This window comes from Halobacterium yunchengense (genome assembly GCF_037031165.1).
In the GTDB taxonomy this organism is placed as follows: domain Archaea; phylum Halobacteriota; class Halobacteria; order Halobacteriales; family Halobacteriaceae; genus Halobacterium; species Halobacterium yunchengense.
Genome location: NZ_JAYEZL010000001.1, coordinates 788050 through 812594 on the forward strand (window position 1 = coordinate 788050; position 24545 = coordinate 812594).

The 24545-nt window shown below is 71.3% G+C and carries 18 protein-coding genes; 9 read left to right on the forward strand and 9 right to left on the reverse strand.

Annotated elements, in window-relative coordinates; all coding sequences use genetic code 11:
• Nucleotides 1-508 precede the first annotated feature (508 nt).
• Nucleotides 509-820 (reverse strand): non-histone chromosomal MC1 family protein, encoded by a 312-nt coding sequence (locus tag U5911_RS04020; protein ID WP_336035472.1) that lies wholly within the window; start codon nucleotides 818-820, stop codon nucleotides 509-511.
• Between the two features lie 232 nt (nucleotides 821-1052).
• Here U5911_RS04020 and U5911_RS04025 point away from each other — a divergent pair, with 232 nt between their 5' ends.
• Nucleotides 1053-1250: an AbrB/MazE/SpoVT family DNA-binding domain-containing protein gene (locus U5911_RS04025; protein WP_159526269.1), complete on the forward strand. Its 198-nt coding sequence runs from the start codon at nucleotides 1053-1055 to the stop codon at nucleotides 1248-1250.
• A gap of 3 nt (nucleotides 1251-1253) precedes the next feature.
• Entirely contained in the window at nucleotides 1254-2303 is a 1050-nt protein-coding gene (locus U5911_RS04030) for a quinone-dependent dihydroorotate dehydrogenase (protein WP_336035474.1), read from the forward strand.
• Nucleotides 2304-2385: 82 nt separating this feature from the next.
• Here the strand turns inward: U5911_RS04030 and pheT are convergent, their stop codons facing one another.
• The 7 genes from pheT to U5911_RS04065 all read right to left on the reverse strand — a co-directional run bounded on the left by pheT (nucleotide 2386) and on the right by U5911_RS04065 (nucleotide 13529).
• On the reverse strand, nucleotides 2386-4200 hold the full coding sequence (gene pheT, locus U5911_RS04035) for a phenylalanine--tRNA ligase subunit beta (protein ID WP_336035476.1): 1815 nt from the start codon (nucleotides 4198-4200) through the stop codon (nucleotides 2386-2388).
• Nucleotides 4200-5708, reverse strand: coding sequence for a phenylalanine--tRNA ligase subunit alpha (gene pheS, locus U5911_RS04040; protein ID WP_336035478.1), 1509 nt, complete (start codon nucleotides 5706-5708; stop codon nucleotides 4200-4202). Before pheS ends, pheT begins: the two co-directional genes overlap by 1 nt.
• A gap of 245 nt (nucleotides 5709-5953) precedes the next feature.
• On the reverse strand, nucleotides 5954-7525 hold the full coding sequence (locus U5911_RS04045) for a tryptophan--tRNA ligase (protein WP_336035480.1): 1572 nt from the start codon (nucleotides 7523-7525) through the stop codon (nucleotides 5954-5956).
• Between the two features lie 42 nt (nucleotides 7526-7567).
• Nucleotides 7568-8599 carry a tRNA-intron lyase gene (gene endA / locus U5911_RS04050; protein ID WP_336035482.1) on the reverse strand — a complete coding sequence of 344 codons (1032 nt, stop codon included), beginning with the start codon at nucleotides 8597-8599 and terminating at the stop codon, nucleotides 7568-7570.
• A gap of 76 nt (nucleotides 8600-8675) precedes the next feature.
• Nucleotides 8676-9401: a PDDEXK family nuclease gene (locus U5911_RS04055; protein WP_336035484.1), complete on the reverse strand. Its 726-nt coding sequence runs from the start codon at nucleotides 9399-9401 to the stop codon at nucleotides 8676-8678.
• A 95-nt stretch (nucleotides 9402-9496) separates the two neighbouring features.
• A complete protein-coding gene (locus U5911_RS04060; RefSeq protein WP_336035486.1) occupies nucleotides 9497-11842 on the reverse strand; it encodes a DEAD/DEAH box helicase in 2346 nt (781 codons plus the stop codon).
• 286 nt (nucleotides 11843-12128) lie between these two features.
• Nucleotides 12129-13529, reverse strand: coding sequence for an MATE family efflux transporter (locus U5911_RS04065; RefSeq protein ID WP_336035488.1), 1401 nt, complete (start codon nucleotides 13527-13529; stop codon nucleotides 12129-12131).
• A 327-nt stretch (nucleotides 13530-13856) separates the two neighbouring features.
• Between U5911_RS04065 and lipA the strand changes: the two genes are divergently transcribed.
• The 7 genes from lipA to U5911_RS04100 all read left to right on the forward strand — a co-directional run bounded on the left by lipA (nucleotide 13857) and on the right by U5911_RS04100 (nucleotide 21725).
• Nucleotides 13857-14795, forward strand: coding sequence for a lipoyl synthase (lipA, locus tag U5911_RS04070; RefSeq protein WP_336035489.1), 939 nt, complete (start codon nucleotides 13857-13859; stop codon nucleotides 14793-14795).
• 419 nt (nucleotides 14796-15214) lie between these two features.
• A complete protein-coding gene (pdhA, locus tag U5911_RS04075; protein WP_336035490.1) occupies nucleotides 15215-16297 on the forward strand; it encodes a pyruvate dehydrogenase (acetyl-transferring) E1 component subunit alpha in 1083 nt (360 codons plus the stop codon).
• A gap of 1 nt (nucleotide 16298) precedes the next feature.
• Nucleotides 16299-17279: an alpha-ketoacid dehydrogenase subunit beta gene (locus tag U5911_RS04080; protein ID WP_336035492.1), complete on the forward strand. Its 981-nt coding sequence runs from the start codon at nucleotides 16299-16301 to the stop codon at nucleotides 17277-17279.
• A 1-nt stretch (nucleotide 17280) separates the two neighbouring features.
• Nucleotides 17281-18738: a dihydrolipoamide acetyltransferase family protein gene (locus tag U5911_RS04085; RefSeq protein ID WP_336035494.1), complete on the forward strand. Its 1458-nt coding sequence runs from the start codon at nucleotides 17281-17283 to the stop codon at nucleotides 18736-18738.
• A complete protein-coding gene (lpdA, locus tag U5911_RS04090; RefSeq protein ID WP_336035496.1) occupies nucleotides 18738-20162 on the forward strand; it encodes a dihydrolipoyl dehydrogenase in 1425 nt (474 codons plus the stop codon). Before U5911_RS04085 ends, lpdA begins: the two co-directional genes overlap by 1 nt.
• Nucleotides 20163-20398: 236 nt before the next feature.
• Nucleotides 20399-21208, forward strand: coding sequence for a prephenate dehydratase (gene pheA, locus U5911_RS04095; RefSeq protein ID WP_336035498.1), 810 nt, complete (start codon nucleotides 20399-20401; stop codon nucleotides 21206-21208).
• A gap of 115 nt (nucleotides 21209-21323) precedes the next feature.
• The gene (locus U5911_RS04100; RefSeq protein ID WP_336035499.1) at nucleotides 21324-21725 is read left to right on the forward strand and encodes an Hsp20/alpha crystallin family protein; all 402 of its coding nucleotides are present in this window, start codon (nucleotides 21324-21326) and stop codon (nucleotides 21723-21725) included.
• Nucleotides 21726-21755: 30 nt separating this feature from the next.
• On the opposite strand, the gene leuS is transcribed toward U5911_RS04100, so the two are convergent.
• A complete protein-coding gene (leuS, locus tag U5911_RS04105) occupies nucleotides 21756-24413 on the reverse strand; it encodes a leucine--tRNA ligase (protein ID WP_336035500.1) in 2658 nt (885 codons plus the stop codon).
• Nucleotides 24414-24545 lie beyond the last annotated feature (132 nt).

The following is a 24545-nucleotide window of genomic DNA, read 5'->3' on the forward strand; positions in this document are numbered from 1 at the left end:
TTATTACTTAAGGGCATCGAACCGCGCTCGTGAGAGTGGCGGTCGACGCCGAGCCGGACGTCGGAGGCGCGCATCAGTCACCCGGGAGACCCGGGCGACCTCATTCGTTCGCGTTCCATCCGAGTGCCCGACTTCACTTAAGGGCATCGAACCGAAGTCGCCGACGGCGACGGGTTCGACGCCGGGGCGTCGAGGCGTCAATCAGTGGCGTCGGGGACACCGAGCCACCTCACGTCGTTCGCATCCTATCCGAGTGCCGGGGTACGTAAAACCCCATCGAACCGCGGGCGCTTCGACACGACACTGCATACCAGAAACCGCCGCCGGGACGGCCGACCGGCTACCGGGTCGACGGTGCGGCGTGGGAGGAGGTCGACCGGTCGTCCCGCGCGAGTGCGTGCGGTCGGGCCGAGTGGTGCCCACGCGGCAGACGGTAGTCGAGTCGGCGACTAAGCGCTTACGCGTCGGCTGCGCGAAGAAACTGGGGGTGGTCGTCGAGCCAGCGGGCTCACTCCTCGATGTGCTCGATGCCTTCCTTCGAGACGTTCGCTTTCGTGATCTCGTCGGGCATCCAGTCTGGCTTGTCGTCCGGCGCGTCCTCCTCCCACGCCCACGCCTCGTAGATGTGGACCTTGTCCGTCCCCTTCTCGCGCAGCCGGACGTCGTGGCGCTCGGCCTCCGCCTCGCTGTCGCCGACGTCGTCGAGGCGACGTGCGGCCTTGAGGGCCGCCTGTCGGGGGGTGTTGCCACTGAAGACGCTCGATTCGTCGTCGCCGGATTCGCGAAGTGCGAAGTTTCGCTTGCCGTCCTCACGTACCATGGTTTTGCTCCATGCTATGGCAACACAAGGGTGGGTGATAAATATATCGCCGATTTTGCCGGTAGGTTTATAAACAAATCGCGGTGTTCGGGGGAAAGCGTCGGCCTGCGGGGCCGCGGTCGCGGGGCGGTCCCGGAGGTCGCCGCCCGGGCGGCCGTTCCCGCGCGAGACCGGTGACCGGTCGGAAGAACTTAAGTACGGCGTGTGCCGAAAGACGACGTAGACACCCGCGATGGTTCGCAAGAAGACGCTCAGCCCGAGTGGCGCGAAAGGCGAGGACGGCGAGTACCACAACGCCCACGTGAACCTCCACGAGGACGAACTCTCCGTCGCCGGCCTCGACATCGGCGACGAGGTGTTCGTGAGGGTTCGCGAGGACAAGATCATCATCCAGAAGGCCGACCAGGACGACGTCGAACACGACTTCTAGGCGATGTACGGGGCCCTGAAGCCGCTGCTGTTCCGCCTGCCGGCGGAGACGGCCCACGACCTCGTCACCGGGCTGCTGGCGCTCGCACAGCGGGTGGGCGTCGAACGCGCGTACGCGGGACACTATTGCGTGGCCGACGACCGGCTGGCAGTCGAGGCGTTCGGCCAGTCGTTCCCGAACCCGGTCGGCGTCGCCGCCGGGTTCGACAAGAACGCGGAGTTGCCGCGGGCGCTGGCCGGCCTCGGGTTCGGCCACGTCGAGGTCGGCGCGGTGACCGCGCACCGCCAGCCGGGCAACCCGAAACCGCGGCTGTTCCGCCTCCGGGAGGACGACGCGCTCGTCAACCGCATGGGGTTCAACAACGACGGGGCGGACGCCGTCGGCGAGCGCCTCCACGAGCAGTCGCTGCCGGACGTGCCGGTCGGCGTGAACGTCGGGAAGTCGAAGGTCACGCCCCTCGACGAGGCGCCCGCCGACTACCGGTACACGTACGAGCAGGTCGCGGACGCGGCGGACTACTTCGTGGTGAACGTCTCCAGCCCGAACACGCCGGGCCTCCGCGAGCTCCAGGGCCGAGAGTCGCTGGCGGCCATCCTCGACGAACTGCAGGACGCCGGCGCGGCGCCGCTGCTGGTGAAGCTCTCGCCGGACCTCCACCGCGAAGCGGTCGCCGACGCCGTCGACCTCGCGACCGAGCTCGGGCTGGACGGAGTGGTGGCGACGAACACGACCACGGACCGGCCGGCGTCGCTGGCGAGCCCGAACGCCGCGGAGACCGGCGGGCTGTCCGGCCGCCCGATCCGGGAGCGCGCCACCGACCAGGTGCGGTTCGTCGCCGAGCGCACCGACCTCCCGGTCGTCGGCGTGGGTGGCGTGTTCACCGCCGAGGACGCCTACGAGAAGATCCGCGCGGGCGCGTCCGTCGTCCAGCTGTACACGGGCCTCGTCTACCGCGGGCCGGGCATCGCGAAGGACATCAACGAGGGCCTGCTCGACCTGCTGGCTCGCGACGGGTTCGACTCCGTGTCGGACGCGGTCGGCGCGGACCTGTAGGCGGCGTCGGTCGGCGCGGGCGAGGTGAGCGGTGTGGGCGAGACGGGCGCGGAGAACGAGACGGGCGAGGCGGCGACTGCTGTTACCGGAGCGCGTCGAGGTCGAACTCGAAGGCGGCGACCGGGACTTCGACGTCGTGGTCGACGATGACTTCGGGGTGGAGTTCGCCGACGACGCCGACGGCCGCGCCGTCGACGACGACGCTGGCCGTGCGGCCGTCGATGAACGACGGGTGGTCGGTCGCCGGGGTCTCGAGGTCGGCGTCGAACTCGTCGCAGAGCGCCTGCAGGCGCGCCTTCGCGTCCTCGTAGGAGGCGTCGTGGCGCGCGACCACCGCGGCGACGGTGCGGCGTTCGGCGACGCCGGTCTCGGTCGCGTCGTCGACGTGCGCGGCGAACCCGATCTCGGCGAGGTCCTGTGGGTACGAGCGGTGGGTGTTGTTCGCCAGCACCGACACCAGCGAGGGGAGCGCCCACGTGCGGAGGACGGTGAAGTCCTCGCTGTACGGCTCGCCGATGGTCGCCGCGGGCCGGTAGCCGACCGCGTCGCCGGCGTCGAGGGCCGGTGCGTCCCGGGCGGCGTCCTCGCCGGGCCGCGGCAGCCGCATGCGGTCGAAGTTCTGGGCCTCGCTGGTCATGTTGAAGTTCAGGAGGTCCTCGAACCCGAGGCCGACGAGCGTGCGGCGCGCGGCGGCCTCCAGCCGCGAGGTCTCGGTGCGGCCGCCGACGGTCGAGACGTCGGGGTACCGCGGCACGAGCTCGTTGAAGCCGTACGCGCGCCCGACGTCGTCGACGACGTCCACCGGGTGGAGGACGTCGACGCGGTACGGCGGGATCTCGACGTCGTACGCGAGCTCGTCGTCCCCGACGGACTTCGGTGTGGCGTCGAGGCCCGCTCGCTCCGCGAGGTCGACGACGTCGTCGGCGTCGAGGTCGACGCCGAGCAGCCCCTCGACGCGGTCGTGAGCGACCGTCTTCTCGCGGACCTCGAAGTCCGGCCGGACGAGTTCCGTGCCGTCGTCGACGTACTCGACGTCGACGTCCTCGACGGTGGCGCCGCGCGCGTCCAGCGCGTAGCAGATGATCGCGCACATGCGGTCGATGGTCCACTGGTCGGTGCCGGTGAGTTCGACGAACAGCTCCCGGGAGTCCGTCGAGACCTCGGTGCGGCGGCCGTTGATGACCGGCGGGAACGAGAACAGCCCGATGTCGTCGTAGATGGCGGGGTAGGTCTCGTAGTCCTCGAGCAGTTCGGCGTACGTCTCGCCGGTCGGGTGTTCGGTGAGGACCTCGGCGGGCGTGCGTTCGGCGTCGTCGTCGAGGGGCACGAACGTGTCGCCGTCCGGCTCGATGCCCGTGTACGTGATGGAGTTGCCGGGCGCGCCGTCGCCCCCGGTCGCCGGTTCGCTCTCGGCCCCGCCGCTCGCGTGTTCGTCGGCGGGCCGCGCCGACCGACCTTTCAGCATCGCGAGGTCGTGGATGCCGATGGCGCCCTTCGCGCGCTTGCGGCCCATCGTCGCGTGCAGTTTCTCCTGGAGCTGGATGAGCGAGTCGAGGGCGTCCTCGTCGAGGTCGACGCCGCGGATCACGGCGCCCGTGACGTACGGCCGCTCGCCGGGGACGTCCTCGACGCGGATGGTCCAGTCCGCGCCGTTGGTCTCGGGGACGTAGACGCCGCGGTCGTCGCCGTAGTGGTACCGGAGCGAGCGCGCGATTCCCTCCACGGAGAGCCGGTCGAGGCGGTCGGCCTCGAACTCGAGTTTGAACGCGCCGTCCTCGGTGACGCCCTCGTACTCGATGCCGAGGCCGAAGAGGTCGTCTCTGAGCTCGTCGTCGCTCTTCTCCGTGTGGCCGGTGAGCCGGCGGAGCTCGTCGGGGTCGACGTCGACGACGGGCATCAGTACACCACCTCCGCGTCCCGCAGGAACGCGAGGTCACACAGCGTCCCGTGGACGTCGCGGATGTCCTCGAAGCCGGTGACGAGCATCAGGAGGCGCTCCAGGGCGAGCCCCCAGGCCATCACGTCGGCGTCGACGCCCAGGGGTTCGAGCATCTCCGGCCGGAAGATGCCGGAGTTCCCGATCTCGATGAGTTCCCCGGTCTCGGGGTGGCGGCCGAACAGCTCGAAGCTCGGCTCCGTGTAGGGGTTGTACGTGGGCTTGAACTCGAGGTCAGTGATGCCGAACTGGCTGTAGAACTCCCGGAACGTGCCCATGAGGTCGCGCACGGAGAGGTCGTCGGCCATCACCCAGCCCTCGATCTGGAAGAACTCCAGGAGGTGGGTGGCGTCGAGGGTGTCGTTCCGGTAGGCCTTCTCGACGCTGAAGTACCGCTGGGGTGGCTCGACGTCCTCGCCGGCGACCCCCGAGAGGTAGCGCGCGGTGAGACTCGTCGTGTGGCCGCGAAGCGCGAGCGCGCGCGCGAAGTCCTCGTCCCACGGCGAGTGGTAGCCGTCGCCGTCCGGGCCGACGCCCTCGCGGTGCGCGCGCTCGACGCGCTCGACGAGGTCCCCCGGGAGGTCGTCGATCCGGTCGGGCTCGGCGAGCGCGAACCGGTCCCAGTGGTTCCGAGCGGGGTGGTCCTGTGGCATGAACAGGCAGTCGTTGATGTAGAAGTCCGCGTCGACGTGCGGGCCCGCCATCTCCTGGAAGCCCATGCCGACGAGCACCTCCTTCACGCGCTCGGCGGCCTGCCGGAGTACGTGGACCTTCCCGCCCTGGTAGTCGCCGGCGTCGGCCTCGACGTTGTAGTCGGCGAACTCGGCGTCGCGCCACTCGCCGGACGCGAGCATGTCGGGCGTGAGCTGGCCGACCTTCTCGCTGGCCTCGACGCCCGCCATGAGTTCGGTGACGCCGGCGTCCGTGAGCACGACCGACCGGACGGTGCGCTCGCGCACGGCGACGAGGTCCCGCCGCTCCAGCTGGGCGAGGGCGTCGTCGTCGTCGACGGTCCCGCCGGCAGCGAGCGTCTCCAGCGCGGCGGCTTCCGCGTCCTCGCCGGGGTCGGCGTCGGGGTCGGCGCCGAGGTCGCCGCTGTCGATGCTCCCGTAGCCCTTCCGGGCGTAGTTCGACAGCGCGATGTCGACCTGCGGGCCCTCGAGGCCCGAGGCGCCGATGGCCTCGCCCATCGACACCGGCGACTCGCCGGCGCCCGCCGCGAGGGCGGCCTCGTAGAGGCGGACCTCGGGTAGTCCGGCGTCGGCGTACTCGCGGCCCTCGTCGGTCAGTTCGACCTCCTCGACGGTCTCCTCGGTGACGTCGACGAGCCCGGCGTCCGCGAGTTCGAACGCCGCGCCCGTCACCGTCTCCGGCGGCTCGCCGGCGTCGGCCGCGAGGTCGGCGATGCGTCTCGGTTCGTCGGCGCTCGCCGCTTCGAGCACCGCGACCTGCTGTGGTGGCAGTTGCATTGGTTCGTGGGGTGTGTGGCAGTCAGTTATCCGTTGTGCTCCGCGCCCGAACGGGCGGTTTCGGCCGCCTCCCGGCTCCCGCCGGGCGGCGGCGTCCGCCGAGCCCGCTCAGGCGAAGAAGAAGCCGAACCCCGGAGCCGCGGCTGGTCTGCGCGCGCTGCATCCGGCGTGGGGTTCGGACGCCATGTGCGCCAGATTGGCACCGTCGGCAAAAAGCGTTCCGTCAGCGCGGCGGCGCCGGCTCCCTACACGCGGGACCGCCGGGAGTCCAGTTCGACGTCGAGGCCGTCGAGGACCTCGCGCGCTTGCTCGCGTTTCTCCTGGTGGTCCTCGAGGAACTCCGCCATGAGGTCGGCGGCCTGCTCCTTGCAGTCCCCGCAGAGGCGGTCGCCGCCCGCGCACTCGTCGTAGACGCGCTGGGCGAACTCGTCGTCGTCGCCCGCGAGGAGGTACGCGTACAGCTCGTAGACCGGGCACTTGTCGGGCTCGCCGCCGAGCTCGCGCTGGAGTTCGGCGGTCTCGCGGCCGCCCGTCGTGGCGGCTTTCACCTTGTCGTAGCCCTCGGCGGGGTCGTCGAGGAGGCTGATGTGGCTGGCCGGCACCGACGACGACATCTTCCCGCCCGTCAGCCCGGTCATGAAGCGGTGGTAGATCGACGAGGGCGGCACGAAGCCGTAGCCGCCGTGGTCGACCTCGACGGCGAGCGCGAGGTCCTCGGCGGCCTCGCGGTCGATCTCGAAGGCGTCGACGTGGCCCTCGAAGACGCGCTTCTCGCCGCGGACCTCGTCGATGAGGGCCTCGAAGGCCTCGTCGGTCGCCTGCCGGTCGAAGAACCGGATCCGGGGGCGCAGCGGCTCCATGCCGGCGTTCTCGAGTTTCTCCACGACGGACTCGACCACGTCGCCGCCGTACGGCGCGGTGACGTCGTCCGCTTCGCGGAGGTAGTCGGCGGCCTCCGTGCAGCGCGGCCGGTCGGGGTCGTCGGCGTACTCGCCGCGGGCGTCGTAGGCGGCGGCGACCAGCGGGCGCTCGTCGTCGTCGAACGCGACGCTGGCGTACGCCTCGGTTACCTTGAAGAAGCGCGTGCGTTCGGCGACGTCCCGCGCGAGCCGCATGTGGGGGTCCTGGTCGGGGCCGACCGGGATGACGGTGGGCTTCGGTTCGTCGAGTTGGGGGTAGAGGATGTCCGCCATCTGGGTGACGACGCTCTGCATGTGCGAGACGTCCGTCTCGCCGTCGAACCCGTAGATGGCCTCGAGCTCCGAGAAGTTCGCCTCGACGCCGAGTTCGAACGCGAGGTCCTGGAGCTCGCGGTTCGCGGACTGCCGGTACAGCGTCCCCTCGTCGGCGTCGAACCCGAGCGCGAGCAGGCTGAGGAGGTAGTCCTCGGCGTGGTCGTCGATCTCGTCCCACGTCAGGCCGCGGGCCGCGTGCGCCTCGAGGTCCGCGATGAGCGCGTACGTGTCGGCGCCCTGCTGCTGGTGCCAGACCAGCTCGTCGAAGACCATCTTGTGGCCGATGTGGGGGTCGCCCGTCGGCATGAACCCCGAGAGCGCGGCGAACGGCTCGCCGTTCCGCATCGCCGCCGCCACGCGGCGGTAGTCGCGGTGCCCGAAGATGATCGCGCGCCGCATCAGGAAGTGGGGGTTCGGCACGTCGTCGATGACGTCCTCGAAGGACTCGATGCCGAACTCGTCGAAGAGCTTCCGGTAGTCCGAGACCGTCGACGACCCCCAGGGGTCGAGCGCGACGCTGTCCGCGCCCGGGGCGTCCGCGTCGCCGTCGCCGTCCTCGGCTCCGTCGTTCGTGTCAGTCATAGGTGGTTGGTGGGTAGTGTCGGCGGTCGTCCGGTGGCCGCCTCACGGCGTGAGCCGGCTGACGGACAGCCAGCGAATCGTGTCCGCACTGGGGTCGTCCAGCGCAAAAACCATTCGCTTCCGGACACCGTGGGCGAGCCGGACGTCCAGCGAGAGGTCCCGGGGCGCGAACTCGTGGCCGGCCGGGAGCGCGCGCACGAGCAGCTCGGAGTGCCCGAGGTCGTCGACGGACTCGACCTCGCGGTACACGCGGAAGTCCGCGCCGAACTTGAACCCGGTCTTGGGGACCGTGCCGCGGTCGCGGAGCGCGCGGTAGACCCGCAGCCGGCGGTCGAAGCGGTCGCCCTCGCCCGCTCGGCCGCGCGCGACGACGGCCTCGACGCCGGCGTCCCCTACGTCGAGGACGCCCGCCGCTGCGAGGTACGCCGCCTCGACGAGTGACAGCTGGAGCGCGTCGTGTTCGGCGGCGCGCCCGCCGAGGGGCTGCCCGTAGAACCCGCGCTCGTGGAGGGCGGCGGGCGGGTCCCAGACGAGCACGCGGTCGTCGAGTACCACCGCGTCGACGGCGCCGGGCGCCTCGAAGTCCGTGTCGCCGCCGGGCTCGAACGGTTCGACGTCGAGGTAGGTGAGTTCGCTCTCCTCGTCGACGACCGCCAGCACGACGTCGCCGACGCGGTCGCTGTCGACGGTCGTGCGCTCGTCGACGACCCGGACGCGGTGTTCGACGACGCCGTCGCTGGCGTCGTTGCCGCGCGGGAACACGACGAAGTCGCCGTCGCCGGGGTCGCGCCACCACGGCCGGCGGTCGGGCGCGAGGTAGAACCCGCGGTCCCGCAGGTCCGCGTACACCAGGAAGCGCGCGGTGAACCCCGCCTCCCGGGACGCCAGGAACTCGCGGAACCCGGCGCCGTCGACGGCGTCGAGGTCGCCGCGGAACAGCAGGTGGGCGGCCTCCACGAGCGACAGCGCGACCGCGTTCCCGTCGAGGGGGTGGCCGTAGCCGCGGGCGTCGTGGAACCGCTGGCGGGCGTCCCCGCCGACGTGCACCTCGTCGCCGCGAAGTTCGCCGTCCATACCGGGGAGTGGCGCGCCCGACGTTGAAAGTGACTGCGGTCCCGTCGCCGGCCGGCGGGGGTCCGCCGCGCCCGGGCTACCCGGTCTGCCCGCAGTCGTCGTCGAGACAGCGGCGTCCCTGCCGGGTCTCGAACGCCGGCAGCCCGCAGTCGCAGGCGTCGGCGACGCTGCCCCTGGGCAGGCGGAAGCGGTCGCCGCAGTCCGCGCAGGCGGCGTGGAGGCCGCGGTCGGCCTCGATGGCGAGCGGGGCGCCGCAGCGACACGTCCACGCGCCGTCGAAGCGCTCGCGGACGGCGTCCGCGATGGGTTCGCAGTCGCGGTCGAGGCAGGCGGTGACTTCGCCGCCGCGCTCGACGCGGATCCGCGGGAGGCCGCAGTCCGGGCAGGCGTCGTCGAGGACGGCGGCGTCCCGGGGGATGGCGAAGCTCTCGCGGCAGTCGACGCAGACGACGCGGCCGCCGTCGCGGACGAGCGTCCCCTCGCAGTCGCAGGCGCCGACCGGCGGGCCGGCGGGCGACGCCGGGTAGTGGGCGTCGCCGTGCTCGGTCGCGCTCTCGACGACGAGGCGTTCGTCGCCGTCCGCGGCGTCGATGCGGAACCCTCTCGCGTCGCGCGTGTACCGGACGACGCCGGGTCGCGTGAGCCACGCCGCCGGCTGGTAGCCGTCGGCGTCGTGGACGAGCACGGTGTCGTCGGGTTTGACGACGACCACCACGTCGCCGCGGAGGTCGCGTTCGGTTCGGCCGTCGGCCTCGTACCGGACGGCGCACTCGCCGGCGAGCACGCGGATCGCGTCCTGCATGGGACCGGTTGGTCCCGTTCCCGTACTTGAACCTCCGTGTGCCGGTCGGCGCGGCCCGCTCCGGCGGCGCCACGCGGACGGCGCCGTCGGCTCGACTACTCCACGCGCACGGTCCGCGCGTCGGTGACGGGGAGCAGCGGGAGATCGGAGAAGGAGACGGTGACTTCGAACTCGAGTTCGTCGGCGTTCGCGCCGAAGACGCCCACCGGTACCGTGAGCGAGTCGTCGAGGTAGCCGTCGGCGTCCGACATCTCCACGCCGTTGACGGTGACCTGGACGCCGGCGTGCGCGCCGCCGCCGTCGTTGCGCACGACGACCTCGCGCATCTCGTTGTCGCCGGCCGCGACGCGCTCGGGGAACTCCCCCCAGTCGACGGTGACCGCTGGCATCCCGCGGGCCTGCTCGTGGACGCTCTCCGCGACCCCGGGACCGAGCCCGGCGGCCTCGAGGCCGTCGACGCCCGCCTCGCGGACGTCGGCCGGGGTCTCGATGCCCTCGTCGGCGAGCTTGTGCGCGCGGCCCGCGGCGACGCCGTCGAGGGCGGTGAGGCCGACGGCGTCCGCGGGGACGCCCGTGTCGATGCGGGCCTCCAGTCGCGTCGCGAGGTTCGCGCCGGCGGGGTCGTCGTACCGCTCGAAGAACGCGCCCAGCGCCGCGAGCAGGCGGAGCGCGTTCTGCTTGATGACCCACGCGTCCGACCGGAGCTCCCCGGGGAGCGAGCCGTCCATGCTCCCGTGCAGGATGGCCAGCACCTTCCGCGGGCCGCTGTCGAGGTCGCCGGTCCCGCCGGCGGTGCGACCCAGCACGTCGTCGACGGCGTCCCGCTCGGACTGGCGCGCGCTCACGGAGTCGAACTCGCCGGCGGACGCGACCGCGCGGAGGACGCTCGCCTCGTCGGCGTCCTCGGCGGCGACGTCCCGGAACTCGCGGGCGGTGTCCAGCCGGAGGTAGTACGTCGACGCGAGCACGCCCAGCCGCGTGGCGGACAGCCCGAGGTCGTCGTCGGTCTCCACGAACCCCTCCGCGACGAGGTCGTCGAGGGTGTCGCGCACGCGCTCGCGGAGGTTCGGGAAGTCGTAGGCCTCGGGCTCGGACTGCGCGCGCCGGTAGTAGAACGTCGTCTCCAGCCAGTCCATCACGTCGCCGAGGCCGCGGATGGTCCCCATCGCGATCTCGGCGTTCAGGTGCTCGGCGAGGTTGCCGGCGAGTCTGGACTCGATCTCCTTGCCCTCGCGGAGGAGTTCGCGGTACCGGTCGGCGTCGTCGCCGTCGCAGACCACCCAGCCGTAGCCGACGTCGTCGTAGCCGGGGCGGCCGGCGCGCCCGAGCATCTGGAGGACGTCCAGCGGACTCATGTCCACGTCGCCCTCGAGGGGGTCGTGGAGTTTGGTGTCGCGGATGACGACACAGCGCGCCGGGAGGTTCACGCCCCACGCGAGCGTCGACGTCGAGAACAGCACCCGGACCTTGCCCTCCCGGAACCACTGTTCGACGAGGTTCTTGTCGTGCGTGGAGAGCCCGGCGTGGTGGAACGCCACGCCGTCGAGCACGCTCTTCCGGAGCGTCGCGTTGTCGAGGTCCTCGGTGGCGGTGTGGAAGTCGTAGTCGCCGCGGGACCCCACGGGCACGTCCCGCTCCGCGATCTCGTCTCTGGTCTTCTTCGCGGCCTGGACGGTGTCCTGGCGGCTGGAGACGAACACGAGCGCCTGTCCGTCCTCGCGGAGGTGTGGTTCGGCGAGGTCGAGCGCGGTGAACAGCCGCCGGTACTTGTCCGCGAACGGGTTGTCGCCGTGCTTGTACGTCCGCACGCCGGCGTGCAGGTCGACGGGCCGGTACTCGTCGCCGAACTCGAAGGTGGTCTCGGGTTCGGCGTCCAGCCACGCGGCGACGTCGTCGATGTTCGGCATCGTCGCCGAGAGCGCGACCACTCGGGGGTCGCAGAGCCGCCGCAGCCGCGACACCACCACCTCGAGGACGCTGCCGCGCTTCTCGGAGTCGAGCAGGTGGACTTCGTCGATGACGACGCAGTCGACGTCCGTGACGAACGAGTACCGCGGCGAGTCGTGCTTGCGGGTCGCCGAGTCGGCCTTCTCGGGGGTCATCACGAGCACGTCCGCGCGCTCGGCGCGCCGCGGGTTCAGGTCGCGTTCGCCCGTGACGACGTACACCGAGTAGCCGAGTTCCTCGAAGCGCTCCCACTCGGACTCCTTCTCGTTGGTGAGCGCGCGCAGCGGCGCGACGAACAGCGCGGTGCCGCCGTCCGCGAGCGTCTCGCAGATGGCGAGCTCCGCGAGCGCGGTCTTCCCGCTGCCGGTGGGCGCGGACGCGACGACGTTGGCGTCCGACTCCACGAGCGCCGGCACCGCCTCGCGTTGCATCTCGTTGAACTCCTCGAAGGGGAACGCGTCCGCGAACTCCGGGACGACCTCGGCGACCTCCATCACTCGCCGGGGAGGGGTGCCCGGCGGATAGGCGTTTCCTTAGGAGCGTGGTTCGGAACGAGCGACCGCGGGGAGCGAGTGAGAACCACGGACAGCGAGCGGCGACCGAAGGGAGCCGCGAGCCGCGCGACTCGGAACGTGCGTGAGTCGGAGCGAACGCAGGGAGCGAGACTCACGTTTCCCCGAGCGGGGAGACACGACCCGCGAGCAGCGTGGTTCGGAACGAGCGACCGCGGGGAGCGAGTGAGAACCACGGAAAGCGAGCGGCGACCGCGGCAGCGAGCGCTCAGTCCGCGGCGTCGGCGCCGGCGGCGTCCGCGGCGCGCTCGAGGAGGCCGCGGTCCGCGGAGTAGTAGAAGAAGACGGCGAGGCCGACGGCGGCGGCGACGTTCGAGATGGTCACGGCCCAGAACGCGGCGAGCACCGTGTAGTTGAACGCGAACACGCCGAGGGCGGCGATGGGGAGCCGGACGCCCCAGTACTGGGCGAGCGTGGCGAACATGCTGACGCGCGTGCGGCTGGCGCCGTTGAACCCGGATTCGAGCGTGTAGATGGCGCCGAGCGCCCAGTAGCCGACGGCGAGGATCTGGAGGTACGCGACGGTCAGCCGGAGGGCGTCGCCGGACAGCGTCGGCGCGAACGTCTCCGCGACGAGCGAGGGGAACGCCCACTGGGCGGCGCCGAGCGCGGACAGCGCGGCGACGGCGACGGCGACGGACAGCCAGGTGGCGCGGCGCGCGCGGTCGGGGCGGCCGGCGCCGAGGTTCTGGCCGACGACGGTCGTGGACGCGCCCGCGAGGCCGGCGGCGGGGACGTACGCGATGGTCGCGAGCTGGGCGCCGACGTTGTACGCGGCGAGCGCGGCGGTCGAGCCGGCGATGGAGATGACGGCGACCATGCCGAGGCGCGCGGCCTGCCGGCCGGCGTTCTGGAGGCCGACCGGGCCGCCGACTTCGAGGATCTCGCGGAGCAGTGACGGCCGGACGTCGAGGGCGTCCCGCGAGAGCGAGAACTGGCGGCGGCCGCTGGCGGCGACGGCGACGGCGAGGAGGGCGCTGACGGTGACGCCGGCGATGCTCGCGACGGCGGCGCCGAAGACGCCCCACTCGGGGAACGCCCACCAGCCGAAGATGAGGAGCGGGTCGAGGACGGCGTTCACGACGATGTTCACGGCGTTCAGCGCGAACGCGGTGCCGGAGTCCCCCCAGCCGACGAACCCGCCCTCGAGGGCGTCGCTGACGGCCATCGGGACGAACGCGAAGACGTACGTCGAGAGGTAGACGACCGCGTACCGGTAGGTGTCGCCGTCCGCGCCGAGCAGGTCGACGATGGTGGGCGCGGCGGCGACCGTGGCGGCGGCGAGCGCGACCGCGAGCGCGACGCCGAGGACGGCGGCGTTGACTGGGAGACACGTGGCTCGGCCGCTCCGGTCGGCACCGACGCTCTGCGAGGTGAGAATCTGGCCGCCGCGGTGCGCCGAGATGACGGGAATGGAGATGAGCGCGTAGACGGGGACGACGAGGCCGACGGCGGCGACGGCCGCCTCGTTCAGGCGGCCGAGCCAGAAGATGTCGACGACCGACCCGAGCGCGACCACGACCTGCTGGGCGACGATGGGGGCGGCGAGAATCGCGAGCGCCCGGGAGAGCGAGCCGTCGGTTATCTCCTCGGAGGAAACGTCAAACATTTTTCCACACTGAGTTGGTCTGAATGTCCGCGCCGCCCCTCTTTAACTTATGGGGTTCGGTGGCGCGGCACGAACTATCGCGGGGCGGCCCGCCGGCGGCAGGTAGCGGATGCGACGACAGTGGGCGCGACGGCAGTGGGCGCGACGACAGCGAGCACGACAGCGCTGGGTGTGACACCGGTGAACGCGACAGCGCTGGGTGTGACACCGGTGAACGCGACAGCGCTGGGTGTGGCGGCGATGAGCGCGGCGGCTGCACCTGTCGGCGCGCCGCGGCGCGGTGCCGGGAACCCCATGGTTTTTGCGCTGGCCGCCGAAGGCCGTGGTATGAGTAGTCGGCGGAAGCCGGACTGGCTGAAGATGCGGCCGCCGTCCGGGGAGCGGTTCACGGACATCAAGGAGTCGCTCCGCGAGCGCGACCTCCACACGGTCTGCGAGGAGGCCTCGTGTCCGAACATGGGGGAGTGCTGGAGCGGCCGCAACGGCCCGGGCACCGCGACGTTCATGCTGATGGGCGACCGCTGCTCTCGGGGCTGCAACTTCTGCGACGTCGAGACAGGCGGCATGGAGCCCCTGGATCCCGAGGAGCCGGCGAACGTCGCCGAGTCGGTCGCCGAGATCGGCCTGGACTACGTGGTGTTGACGTCCGTCGACCGCGACGACCTCGACGACCAGGGCGCCGGCCACTTCGCGCGGACGATCCGCGAGATCAAGGACCGCGACCCCGGCATCCTCGTCGAGGTGCTGATTCCGGACTTCCAGGGCGAGGAGCGCCTCGTGCGGAAGATCGTCGACGCGGGGCCGGACGTCATCGCGCACAACGTCGAGACCGTCGAGCGCCGCCAGTTCCCGGTTCGGGACCGCCGGGCGGGCTACGAGCAGTCCCTCGCCGTGCTCGACCAGGTCGACCGGGAGTCCGACATCTACACGAAGACGAGCGTCATGCTGGGCGTCGGCGAGTACGACCACGAGGTCTACCAGACGCTCGGCGACCTCCGGGAGGTGGGCGTCGACGTGGTGACGTTCGGCCAGTACCTCCAGCCGTCGCGCTCGCACCTCGACGTCGCCGAGTACGTCCACCCCCAGAAGTTCGAGACGTGGCGCCGCGTCGCGGAGGACGAGTTCGGCTTCCTGTACTGCGCGTCCGGCCCGATGGTCCGGTCCTCGTACCGGGCCGGCGAGCTGTTCGTCGACGCGGTGCTCCGCGAGGGCAAGAGCGTCGAGGCGGCCAGGGAGGAAGCCCGCCAGCGGTCGGCGTCGGACTGACCGGGCGGCGGCGTCGTCCCGCCCGGCGAGTGGCGTCGGGTCGGCCGGCCAGCAGGCTCGAACCGAACAGTCGGTGTGTCCGAACTGAGCGGCCGGTAGACTCGAACCGTACGGGCAGCGGAATCGAACCGAGCGGCCAGCGGAATCGAACCGAACGACCGGCAAATATTGCTGGACGCGCGTCCACCGTCCCGCCGACTCGGCCGGACAGTCGTCGAGGTTCGTCCAGTTATTCTCCTACTAATCTGACGTTCTGGTAGTTACTTCCGCGCGCAGTGAACAGTAGTTTCGGGAAGTCGGCGTGCGGTTACCTTCCGAAAAGACCGTTACGAAAATCATATGGTCGCCGGGACTGATTCTCCGCGTATGTCAGGACGGGGGTACCCGTGACTGCGACGCTGCACCGAGCACCCGACGACATGGTTCGGGTACTCAACGAGGACGGCGAGCTCGTCGAGGACGCGGAGGTCCCCGACCTCTCGGACGACGAACTCGTCGAGATGTACCGCCACATGAAGCTCGCGCGGCGGTTCGACGAGCGCGCGGTGAGCCTCCAGCGCCAGGGCCGCATCGGCACGTACCCGCCGCTGTCCGGCCAGGAGGGCGCCCAGATCGGGTCGGCGATGGCGCTCGCCGACGACGACTGGATGGTGCCGAGCTACCGCGAGCACGGCGCCGCGCTCGTCCACGGCCTGCCCCTGGAGCGCACGCTCCGGTACTGGATGGGCGACGAGAACGGCAACGCCGTGCCCGAGGACGTGAACCTGTTCACGGTCGCGGTCCCCATCGCGTCCCAGATCCCCCACGCCACCGGCCTGGCGTGGGCGTCGAAGCTCCAAGACGAGGACGACAGGGCGTTCCTCTGTTACTTCGGGGACGGCGCGACCAGCGAGGGCGACTTCCACGAGGGCCTGAACTTCGCGGGCGTCTTCGACACGCCGAACGTGTTCTTCTGCAACAACAACCAGTGGGCGATCAGCGTCCCGCGGGCGCGCCAGACCGCCTCGGAGACGCTCGCCCAGAAGGCGAGCGCGTACGGCTTCGAGGGCGTCCAGGTGGACGGCATGGACCCGCTGGCCGTCTACAAGGTCACGGCGGACGCACTCGAGAAGGCCAAAGACCCCGGCGAGGGCGAGCGCCGGCCGACGCTCGTCGAGGCGGTCCAGTACCGCTTCGGCGCGCACACCACCGCCGACGACCCCTCGGTGTACCGCGACGAGGAGGAAGTCGAGGAGTGGCGGGCGAAAGACCCGATTCCGCGCCTGGAGACGTTCCTGAAGGAGACCGGTCGGCTGGACGACGACGACGTCGAGGCCATCGAGGCGGACGTCGAGGACCGGGTCGCGGACGCCATCGAGGCGGCCGAGGAGACGCCGCGCCCGGACCCCGTGGAGATGTTCGAGAACGTGTACGCGGAGATGCCCCAGCGGCTGGAAGAACAACTCGAGTACTTCGAGTCCGTCCGCGAGCGACACGGCGACGAAGCCCTACTGGAGGACTAACATGAGCGAGAACCTGACGCTAGTGCAGGCGGTACGGGACGGCCTCCGCGCGGAGATGGCCGAAGACGACGACGTGCTCGTGATGGGCGAGGACGTCGGGAAGAACGGCGGCGTGTTCCGCGCGACGGAGGGCCTCTACGAGGAGTTCGGCGAGGACCGCGTCATCGACACGCCGCTGGCGGAGTCCGGCATCATCGGCACCGCGGTCGGCATGGCGGCGTACGGGCTGAAGCCGGTGCCCGAGATCCAGTTCTCGGGGTTCATGTACCCGGGCTTCGACCAGATCGTCAGCCACATGGCGCGGCTCCGGACGCGGAGCCGGGGCCGGTACACGCTGCCGATGGTGCTGCGCGCGCCGATGGGCGGCGGCATCCGGGCGCCCGAACACCACTCCGAGTCCAAGGAGGCGTTCTACGTCCACGAGGCCGGCCTGAAGGTCGCGATGCCGTCGACGCCGTACGACGCGAAGGGGATGCTGATCTCGGCCATCCGCGACCCGGACCCCGTGATCTTCCTGGAGCCGAAGAAGATCTACCGCGCGTTCCGCGAGGAGGTGCCCGACGACCCCTACGAGGTGCCGCTCGGCGAGGCGAGCGTGCGCCGCGAGGGCTCGGACGTCTCCGTGTTCACGTGGGGCGCGATGACGCGGCCGACCCTGGAGGCCGCGGAGGACATGGCCGACGAGGGCGTCGACGTGGAGGTCGTCGACCTGCGGACGCTCAGCCCGCTCGACGACGAGACCGTCGTGGAGTCCTTCGAGAAGACGGGGCGTGCCGCCGTCGTCCACGAGGCGCCGAAGACGGCGGGCGTCGGCGCCGAGATCACGGCGACCCTCCAGGAGAAGGCGCTGCTCCACCAGGAGGCACCGGTCGAGCGCGTCACGGGTTTCGACGTGCCGTTCCCGCTTGCCGCGCTCGAAGACTACTACTTGCCGGAGCCCGAACGCATCGTCGACGGCATCCGGGACGCCGTGGAGTTCTGAGATGGCACGCGAATTCAAGCTTCCAGACGTCGGTGAGGGCGTCGCAGAGGGCGAGCTCGTGCGCTGGCTGGTCGCGGAGGGCGACACGGTCGCCGAGGACCAGCCGGTCGCAGAGGTCGAGACTGACAAGGCACAGGTGGAGGTGCCGTCGCCGGTCGACGGCACGGTGCGGACGCTCCACTGGGACGAGGGCGACGTCGTCCCCGTCGGGGACGTGTTCGTCACGTTCGACGTCGAGGGCGAGGCGCCCGAGGCGGAGACAGAGGCGGCCACAGAGACGGCCACAGAGGCCGACGACGAGGCCACCGGCGGGACGTCGGCGACCGAGGAGGCGTCGGGCCGGACGTTCGCGCCGCCGAGCGTGCGCCGGCTCGCGCGCGAACTCGGCGTCGACCTCGACGCCGTCGAGGGCACGGGGCCCTCCGGCCGCGTGACCGAGGGCGACGTGCGCGCGGCCGCCGAGGGCGGCGAGGCGGCCACCGAGACCGCGGCGGCCGCCGAGCCGGCGACCGAACCGGCCGGCGGCGCCGGGGCGGCGGCCGGCGAGGAGCCGGCGGGCCGCGAGAAGACGCTCGCGGCGCCCGCGACGCGCGGGCTCGCGAGGGAACTCGGCGTCGACATCGACGACGTGCCGGCAGTCGAGCAGCGCGACGGCGAGGCGTTCGTCACCGCGGAAGCCGTGCAGGCGTACGCCGAGGGCGGCACCGCCGCGCAGGCGGCGGCGCCGGAGGCCGGCGCGCCCGACCGCGAGTTCGCCGAGGGCGGCGAGACGACGCAGCCGTACCGCGGCGTCCGGCGCACCATCGGCGAGGCGATGGCCGAGTCGAAGTACACCGCGCCCCACGTCACCCACCACGACACCGCGGTCATCGACGACCTCGTCGACGCCCGCGAGAAGCTCAAGCAGCGCGCGGCCGAGCGGGACGTGAAGCTGACGTACCTCCCGTTCGTCATCGAGGCGGTCGTCTCCGGCCTGAAGGAGTTCCCCATCATGAACTCCGAACTCCGCGAGGAGGACGGCGAGATCGCGCTGAAGCAGGACTACAACGTCGGCATCGCGGTGGCGACCGATGCCGGCCTGATGGTGCCCGTCGTGAAGCACGCCGACCAGAAGTCCCTCCTCGAGATCGCCGAGGAGGTGAACGAGCTCGCGGCGAAGGCCCGGGACCGCTCGATCTCCCGCTCGGAGATGCAGGACGGCACGTTCACCATCACGAACTTCGGCGCGGTCGGCGGCGAGTACGCCACGCCCATCATCAACTACCCCGAGACGGCGATCCTCGGCCTCGGCGCCATCGACGAGCGCCCGGTCGCCGAGGACGGCGAGGTGCGCGCGGCGCACACGCTGCCGCTGTCGCTGTCCATCGACCACCGCGTCATCGACGGCGCGGAGGTCGCCGAGTTCACGAACTACGTGATCGAACGGCTGAACGACCCCGAACTCCTCCTGCTCGAATAATGGTTGTCGGAGACGTATCCACTGGAACTGACGTTGCGGTCGTCGGGGGCGGTCCCGGCGGCTACGTTGCGGCGATTCGCGCCGGCCAACTCGGTCTCGACGTGACGCTCGTCGAGATGGACGCGTACGGCGGCACCTGCCTGAACTACGGCTGCATCCCCTCGAAGGCGATGATCACGGCGTCGGACGTCGCTCACGACGCGGCGAACGCCGAGGAGATGGGCGTGTACGCCGATCCCGAGGTCGACGTCGGCGAGATGGTCGACTGGAAGGACGGCGTCGTCGACCAGCTCACGGGCGGCGTCGAGAAGCTCTGCAAGGCCAACGGCGTGAACCTCATGGAGGGGCGCGCGGAGTTCGCGGGCAACGACAGGCTCCGCGTCGTCCACGGCGGCGAGGGCCAGGGCTCGGAGACCATCGAGTACGAGCACTGCGTGGTCGCCACCGGCTCCCGCCCCATCGAGATTCCGGGGTTCGCGTACGCCGACGACCCCGTGCTGGACTCCCGGCAGGCGCTCGCGATGGACGACCTCCCGGACTCCGTCGTGGTCGTCGGCGCGGGCTACATCGGCATGGAGCTGTCGACGGTGCTCGCGAAGCTCGGCGTCGACGTGACGGTCGTGGAGATGCTCGACGACGTGCTCCCGGGCTACGAGGCCGACCTCGCGCGCCCCGTCAAGCAGCACGCCGAGGAACTCGGCATCGACTTCCACTTCGGGCTCGCCGCCGACCACTGGGAAGAATCAGGTGACGGCGTCGTCGTCGCCGCCGAGGACGAGGACGGCGACAGCACCGAGTTCGAGACCGAGAAGGTGCTCGTCGCCGTCGGCCGCGAACCCGTCACGGACACCCTGAACCTCGACGCGGTCGGCCTCGAGCCGAACGACGACGGCTTCCTGGAGACCGACGACCGGGCGCGCACGAGCGTCGAGAACGTCTTCGCCATCGGCGACGTCGCCGGCGAGCCGATGCTCGCGCACAAGGCCAGCAAGGAAGGCCAGGTCGCCGCCGAGGTCATCGCCGGCGAGCCAGCGGCCCTCGACTACCAGGCCGTCCCCGCCGCGGTCTTCACGGACCCCGAGGTCGCGACCGTCGGCCTCACCGAGGACGAGGCGGGCGACGAGGGCTTCGAGCCCGTGGTCGGGAAGTTCCCGTTCAACGCGAGCGGCCGCGCGCTCACTACCGGCGAGACCGACGGCTTCGTGCGCGTCGTCGCCGACGAGGACTCCGGCTTCCTGCTCGGCGCGCAGATCGTCGGCCCCGAGGCGAGCGAACTAATCGCGGAGCTCGGCCTCGCCATCGAGATGGGCGCCACGCTCGAGGACGTCGCCTCGACCATCCACACCCACCCGACGCTCGCCGAGTCCACGATGGAGGCCGCCGAGCACGCGCTCGGCCACGCCATCCACACGCTGAACCGGTAGCCGTCCACTTCCCGCAGTCACTCCCGTTCCCCGCTCTCCCGCTCCCCCGTTCTCCCACTCTCCCACTCTCCCGCTCCCCCGTTCTCCCACTCTCCCACTCTCCCGCTCCCCCGTTCTCCCACTGCCCCGTTCGCCACCGCCGCCGCAGTCCCGTCTGCTCGACCGACTCCACCACCACCGCAGTCCCGCCTGTCTCCCCGACGCGCTTTTCCCGGCTGGGCCGCGTACGGACTGGCATGGAAACGGTCACGCTCGGGCCGCAGGGCACGTACTCCCACCGCGCAGCGCGCGCCGTCACCGACGACGGCATCTCGTTCGCGGAGTCCGTGCGCGGCATCGCGGACGCGGTCGCGAACGGCGACGCCGACCGCGGCGTCGTCCCCATCGAGAACAGCATCGAGGGCTCGGTCACGGAGACCCTGGACACGCTCGCGACCGTCGACCTCGCGGTCGTCCGCGAGGTCGTCACGCCCATCCGGCACGCGCTCATCGCCCAGCGCGAGGACTTCGACACCGTCGCCAGCCACTCCCAGGCGCTCGCGCAGTGCCGGTCGTACCTCGACGAGCACTACCCGGACGCCGACCGGCAGGCCGTCGCGTCCACCGCGCGCAGCGTCGAACTCGCGCGCGAGGACGCCTCGGTCGCCGGCATCGCCCACCCCGACAACGCCGCGAACGGCGACCTGCAGGTCGTCGCCACCGACATCCAGGACCGGAACAGCAACGCCACGCGCTTTTTCGTCGTCGCGCCGCCCGACGAGCGCAGCGAGGCCGGCGGGAAGTCCTCGTTCGTCGTCTACCCGAACGCCAACTACCCCGGCCTCCTGCTGGAGCTGCTCGAGCCGTTCGCCGACCGCGACGTCAACCTCTCCCGGGTCGAGTCCCGCCCCAGCGGCGAGCGCCTCGGCGACTACCTCTTCCACGTCGACGTCGACGCCGGCCTCTACGAGCAGCGCACCCAGGCCGCCCTCGACGACATCGAGGCCATCGCGTCTGAGGGCTGGGTGCGCCGCCTCGGCTCCTACGACGTCGAACACGTCGTCTGAACCCACTTTTGCTGCACTCGCTCGGCGGATGCTCGCAACGCAAATCGCGGAGTCGGTTCTCGCTGCCCTGCGAGCGGCCGGTAGCTTTTCCGGGACTCGCGGCGAACAATCCCGTATGGTGGACCGCCGAACTCCCTTCGACGAGCTGGAGCGACTGCTGGACAAGATGAACGACGCCCGCGAGCGCGCGGCGGGCGGGCTGGCCGTCGACGTGCGGGACGACGGCGACGCCTTCGAGGTTGCCGCCGACCTCCCCGGGTTCGAGCGGGAGGACATCGAGGTGGAGGTCCACGAGCGCACGCTCCGCATCGACGCCACGCACAGCGAGGACGTCCGCGAGGACGACGAGGACTACGTGCGCCGCGAGCGCAGCAACCGGTCGCTGTCCCGGAGTCTCACGCTGCCGGAGGACGTCGACGAGGCGGCGGCGACGGCGGCCTTCGAGAACGGCGTGCTGACGGTGACGCTGCCGAAGACCCACGCCGACGAGTCCGGGACCAGCATCGACGTCGAGTAGCGGCGGCGGACTCGCGGCGCGGCCGGCGGCCTACTCCTCGATGTCGATGGCGGGCCGACCGGGCTCGGCGTTCTTCGCGACGTCGTCGGCGGCGTCGGCGGCGCGGACGACCCGGACGGGGGCGTCGAACTCGCGCTCGACGAGCCACGCCGCCGCGGACAGCGCGTCGTACTCCTCGTCCGGCGAGAGGGACAGCGACAGCGCCTCGCGCTCCGCCTGGAGGTCCTTGCCGTACGAGGCCGCGGCGTCGCCCTGCTCGCGGATGTGGGGCTCCTGCATCAGCTCCGAGACGAGGTTGTCGGCGTCGCTCTCGACGGCGATCTCGAGGGCGTCGTACTTCCAGTCGGGCGCGACGACGACGTCGACCCGCTGGGGGTCCTCGATGCCGGCGACGTCGACGATCTGGCGGACGTCCTCGCGGGTGTTCTCGACGAGCGTCCGGCGCTGCTCGGCGGTCGCGCGATCGACGTCCGTCGCGGGCCAGTCGGCCTCCGCGACGAAGCCGTCGCCGCCGAGGTCGTCGTAGAGCTCCTCGGCGAGGTGGGGCGCGACCGGCGCGAGCAGGCGCACGGCGACGTCGAGGCCGCGCTCGAACGTCTCCGCGTGGACGTCCGCGTAGTCGCGGTACTGGCGGAGCGTGCGCACCAGCTCCTGGGCCTCGCGGAGCGCGACGTTGAACGCCAGGTCGTCGTACTCCTCGGTCGCGACCGCGACGGCCGCGTCGGTCTCGCTGTCGACGTACTCGGCGACGGCGTCGCGGTCGCCGGACGCCGAATCGGGGCCGTAGGCGTCCACGAGCGCCCGCAGGCGGGCGAGGAAGCGGTGGGTCGAGCGGACGCCCTCCTCGCTCCAGTCGAAGTCGCGTTCGGGCTGGGCGGCCTGCAGCATGAACAGCCGCGCGGTGTCGGCGCCGTACTCGTCGACGATGCGCTGGGGGGAGACGACGTTGCCCTTCGACTTCGACATCTTCTCGCCCTCGAGCTGGACCATCCCCTGGGCGAGCAGGTTCGTGAACGGCTCGCGGACGTCGAGGCCCTCCTCGTCGGCGAGCACCTTCGTGAAGAACCGCGAGTACAGCAGGTGCATCACGGCGTGCTCGATGCCGCCGACGTACTGGTCGACGGGCATCCAGTCGTTGGCGCGCTCGCGGTCGAACGGCGCGGCCTCGAGGTCCGGGGAGACGTACCGCAGGAAGTACCACGAGGAGTCGACGAACGTGTCCATCGTGTCCGTCTCGCGGACGGCGTCGCCGCCGCAGTCCGGGCACGTCGTCTGCTTCCACTCGTCGGCGGCGTCCAGCGGATTGCCGGTCGTGTTCACGAACTCGGGCAGCTCCACGGGGAGGTCGTCCTCGGGCACCAGCACGGGGCCGCAGTCGTCGCAGTGGACGACCGGAATCGGCGTCCCCCAGTAGCGCTGCCGGGAGATGCCCCAGTCGCGCAGGCGGTACTGCGTGTCGAAGGCCGCGGCGTCGTGGTCGTCGGTGATGCGCTCGCGGGCGGTCTCGCTGTCGAGGCCCGTGTACTCGCCGGAGTTCACGAGGACGCCGTCCTCGGTGAACGCGGCCTCGGAGACGTCGGGCGCGTCGGGAGCTGTCTCGCCGTCCCAGTCCCCGGGTGCGGGCGCGACGACGGGCTCGATGGGGACGCCCATCTTCTCGGCGAAGTCGTGGTCGCGGTCGTCGTGGCCGGGGACGCCCATCAGCGCGCCCGTGCCGACGTCCGAGAGCACGAAGTCCGCGACGAACACGGGGAGCTCTTCGCCCGTGACGGGGTTGGTCGCGGTGAGGTCGGTGCGGACGCCGTTCGGTTCGTCGCCCTCCGGGTCGGCCTCGTGGTGGACGAACTCGTGGACGTCGTCGTCGGTCTCGGCGAGCGCCTCGCTGATGGGGTGGTCGGGCGCCAGCGCGAAGAACGTCGCGCCGAAGACGGTGTCCGCGCGCGTCGTGAACGCCTCGACGGCGCCGTACTCCGCGACGTCGAAGGTGAGCGTGGTGCCGCGCTGGCGGCCGATCCAGTTGCGCTGCATCTGGCGGACGGAGTCCGGCCACCCCTCGAGGTCGTCGATGCAGTCGACGAGCTCGTCGGCGTACTCCGTGATCTCGAGGAACCACTGCGCGAGCTCGCGCTGCTCGACGGGCGTGTCGCAGCGCCAGCACAGCTCCGCCTCGCCCTCGACCTGCTCGTCGGCGAGCACCGTCTCGCAGGACGGACACCAGTTCACGTCGGCGTCCCGCCGGTCGACGAGGCCGGCCTCGTGGAACCGCCGGAACAGCCACTGGTTCCACCGGTAGTACTCCGGCGTGCAGGTGGTGACCTCGCGCTCCCAGTCGTAGCCGAAGCCCATCGACTCCATCTGCCCCTTCATCGTCTCGATGCAGTCGAACGTCCAGTCCCGGGGGTTGGTGTCGCGTTCCTTCGCGGCGTTCTCGGCGGGCAGCCCGAAGGCGTCCCAGCCCATCGGGTGGAGGACGTCGTCGCCGCGCAGCCGTCGGAACCGGGCGTACGCGTCCGTGATGGTGTAGTTGCGGACGTGGCCCATGTGGAGTTTCCCGGACGGGTAGGGGTACATCCCGAGGACGTACGTCGGGTCCTCGGCGTCGTCGGGCGTCCGGAAGACGTCGGCGTCCTCCCAGGCGTCCTGCCATCGCGCCTCGACCGCCGCGTGGTCGTAGCTCGCGTCGCTCATCTGTTTACCGGTGTTTCGGCGGGTCGGCGCCCTATACCTTTCCATACGACTACCGCGGCGGCTGCGGGCGCGCCGCCGGCCGCCGCGCGCCGCCCCCGCCGACGGGCGACCCCTTCGACCGGCAACACTTTT

Coding starts and splice junctions, on each gene's coding strand:
- U5911_RS04025 (WP_159526269.1), top strand. CDS start 1,053: ATGGTTCGCAAGAAGACGCTCAGCCCGAGTGGCGCGAAAGGCGAGGAC.
- pheS (WP_336035478.1), bottom strand. CDS start 5,708: ATGCAACTGCCACCACAGCAGGTCGCGGTGCTCGAAGCGGCGAGCGCC.
- U5911_RS04030 (WP_336035474.1), top strand. CDS start 1,254: ATGTACGGGGCCCTGAAGCCGCTGCTGTTCCGCCTGCCGGCGGAGACG.
- U5911_RS04100 (WP_336035499.1), top strand. CDS start 21,324: ATGGTGGACCGCCGAACTCCCTTCGACGAGCTGGAGCGACTGCTGGAC.
- pdhA (WP_336035490.1), top strand. CDS start 15,215: ATGGTTCGGGTACTCAACGAGGACGGCGAGCTCGTCGAGGACGCGGAG.
- leuS (WP_336035500.1), bottom strand. CDS start 24,413: ATGAGCGACGCGAGCTACGACCACGCGGCGGTCGAGGCGCGATGGCAG.
- U5911_RS04060 (WP_336035486.1), bottom strand. CDS start 11,842: ATGGAGGTCGCCGAGGTCGTCCCGGAGTTCGCGGACGCGTTCCCCTTC.
- U5911_RS04055 (WP_336035484.1), bottom strand. CDS start 9,401: ATGCAGGACGCGATCCGCGTGCTCGCCGGCGAGTGCGCCGTCCGGTAC.
- lpdA (WP_336035496.1), top strand. CDS start 18,738: ATGGTTGTCGGAGACGTATCCACTGGAACTGACGTTGCGGTCGTCGGG.
- lipA (WP_336035489.1), top strand. CDS start 13,857: ATGAGTAGTCGGCGGAAGCCGGACTGGCTGAAGATGCGGCCGCCGTCC.
- U5911_RS04085 (WP_336035494.1), top strand. CDS start 17,281: ATGGCACGCGAATTCAAGCTTCCAGACGTCGGTGAGGGCGTCGCAGAG.
- endA (WP_336035482.1), bottom strand. CDS start 8,599: ATGGACGGCGAACTTCGCGGCGACGAGGTGCACGTCGGCGGGGACGCC.
- pheA (WP_336035498.1), top strand. CDS start 20,399: ATGGAAACGGTCACGCTCGGGCCGCAGGGCACGTACTCCCACCGCGCA.
- U5911_RS04045 (WP_336035480.1), bottom strand. CDS start 7,525: ATGACTGACACGAACGACGGAGCCGAGGACGGCGACGGCGACGCGGAC.
- U5911_RS04065 (WP_336035488.1), bottom strand. CDS start 13,529: ATGTTTGACGTTTCCTCCGAGGAGATAACCGACGGCTCGCTCTCCCGG.
- pheT (WP_336035476.1), bottom strand. CDS start 4,200: ATGCCCGTCGTCGACGTCGACCCCGACGAGCTCCGCCGGCTCACCGGC.
- U5911_RS04080 (WP_336035492.1), top strand. CDS start 16,299: ATGAGCGAGAACCTGACGCTAGTGCAGGCGGTACGGGACGGCCTCCGC.
- U5911_RS04020 (WP_336035472.1), bottom strand. CDS start 820: ATGGTACGTGAGGACGGCAAGCGAAACTTCGCACTTCGCGAATCCGGC.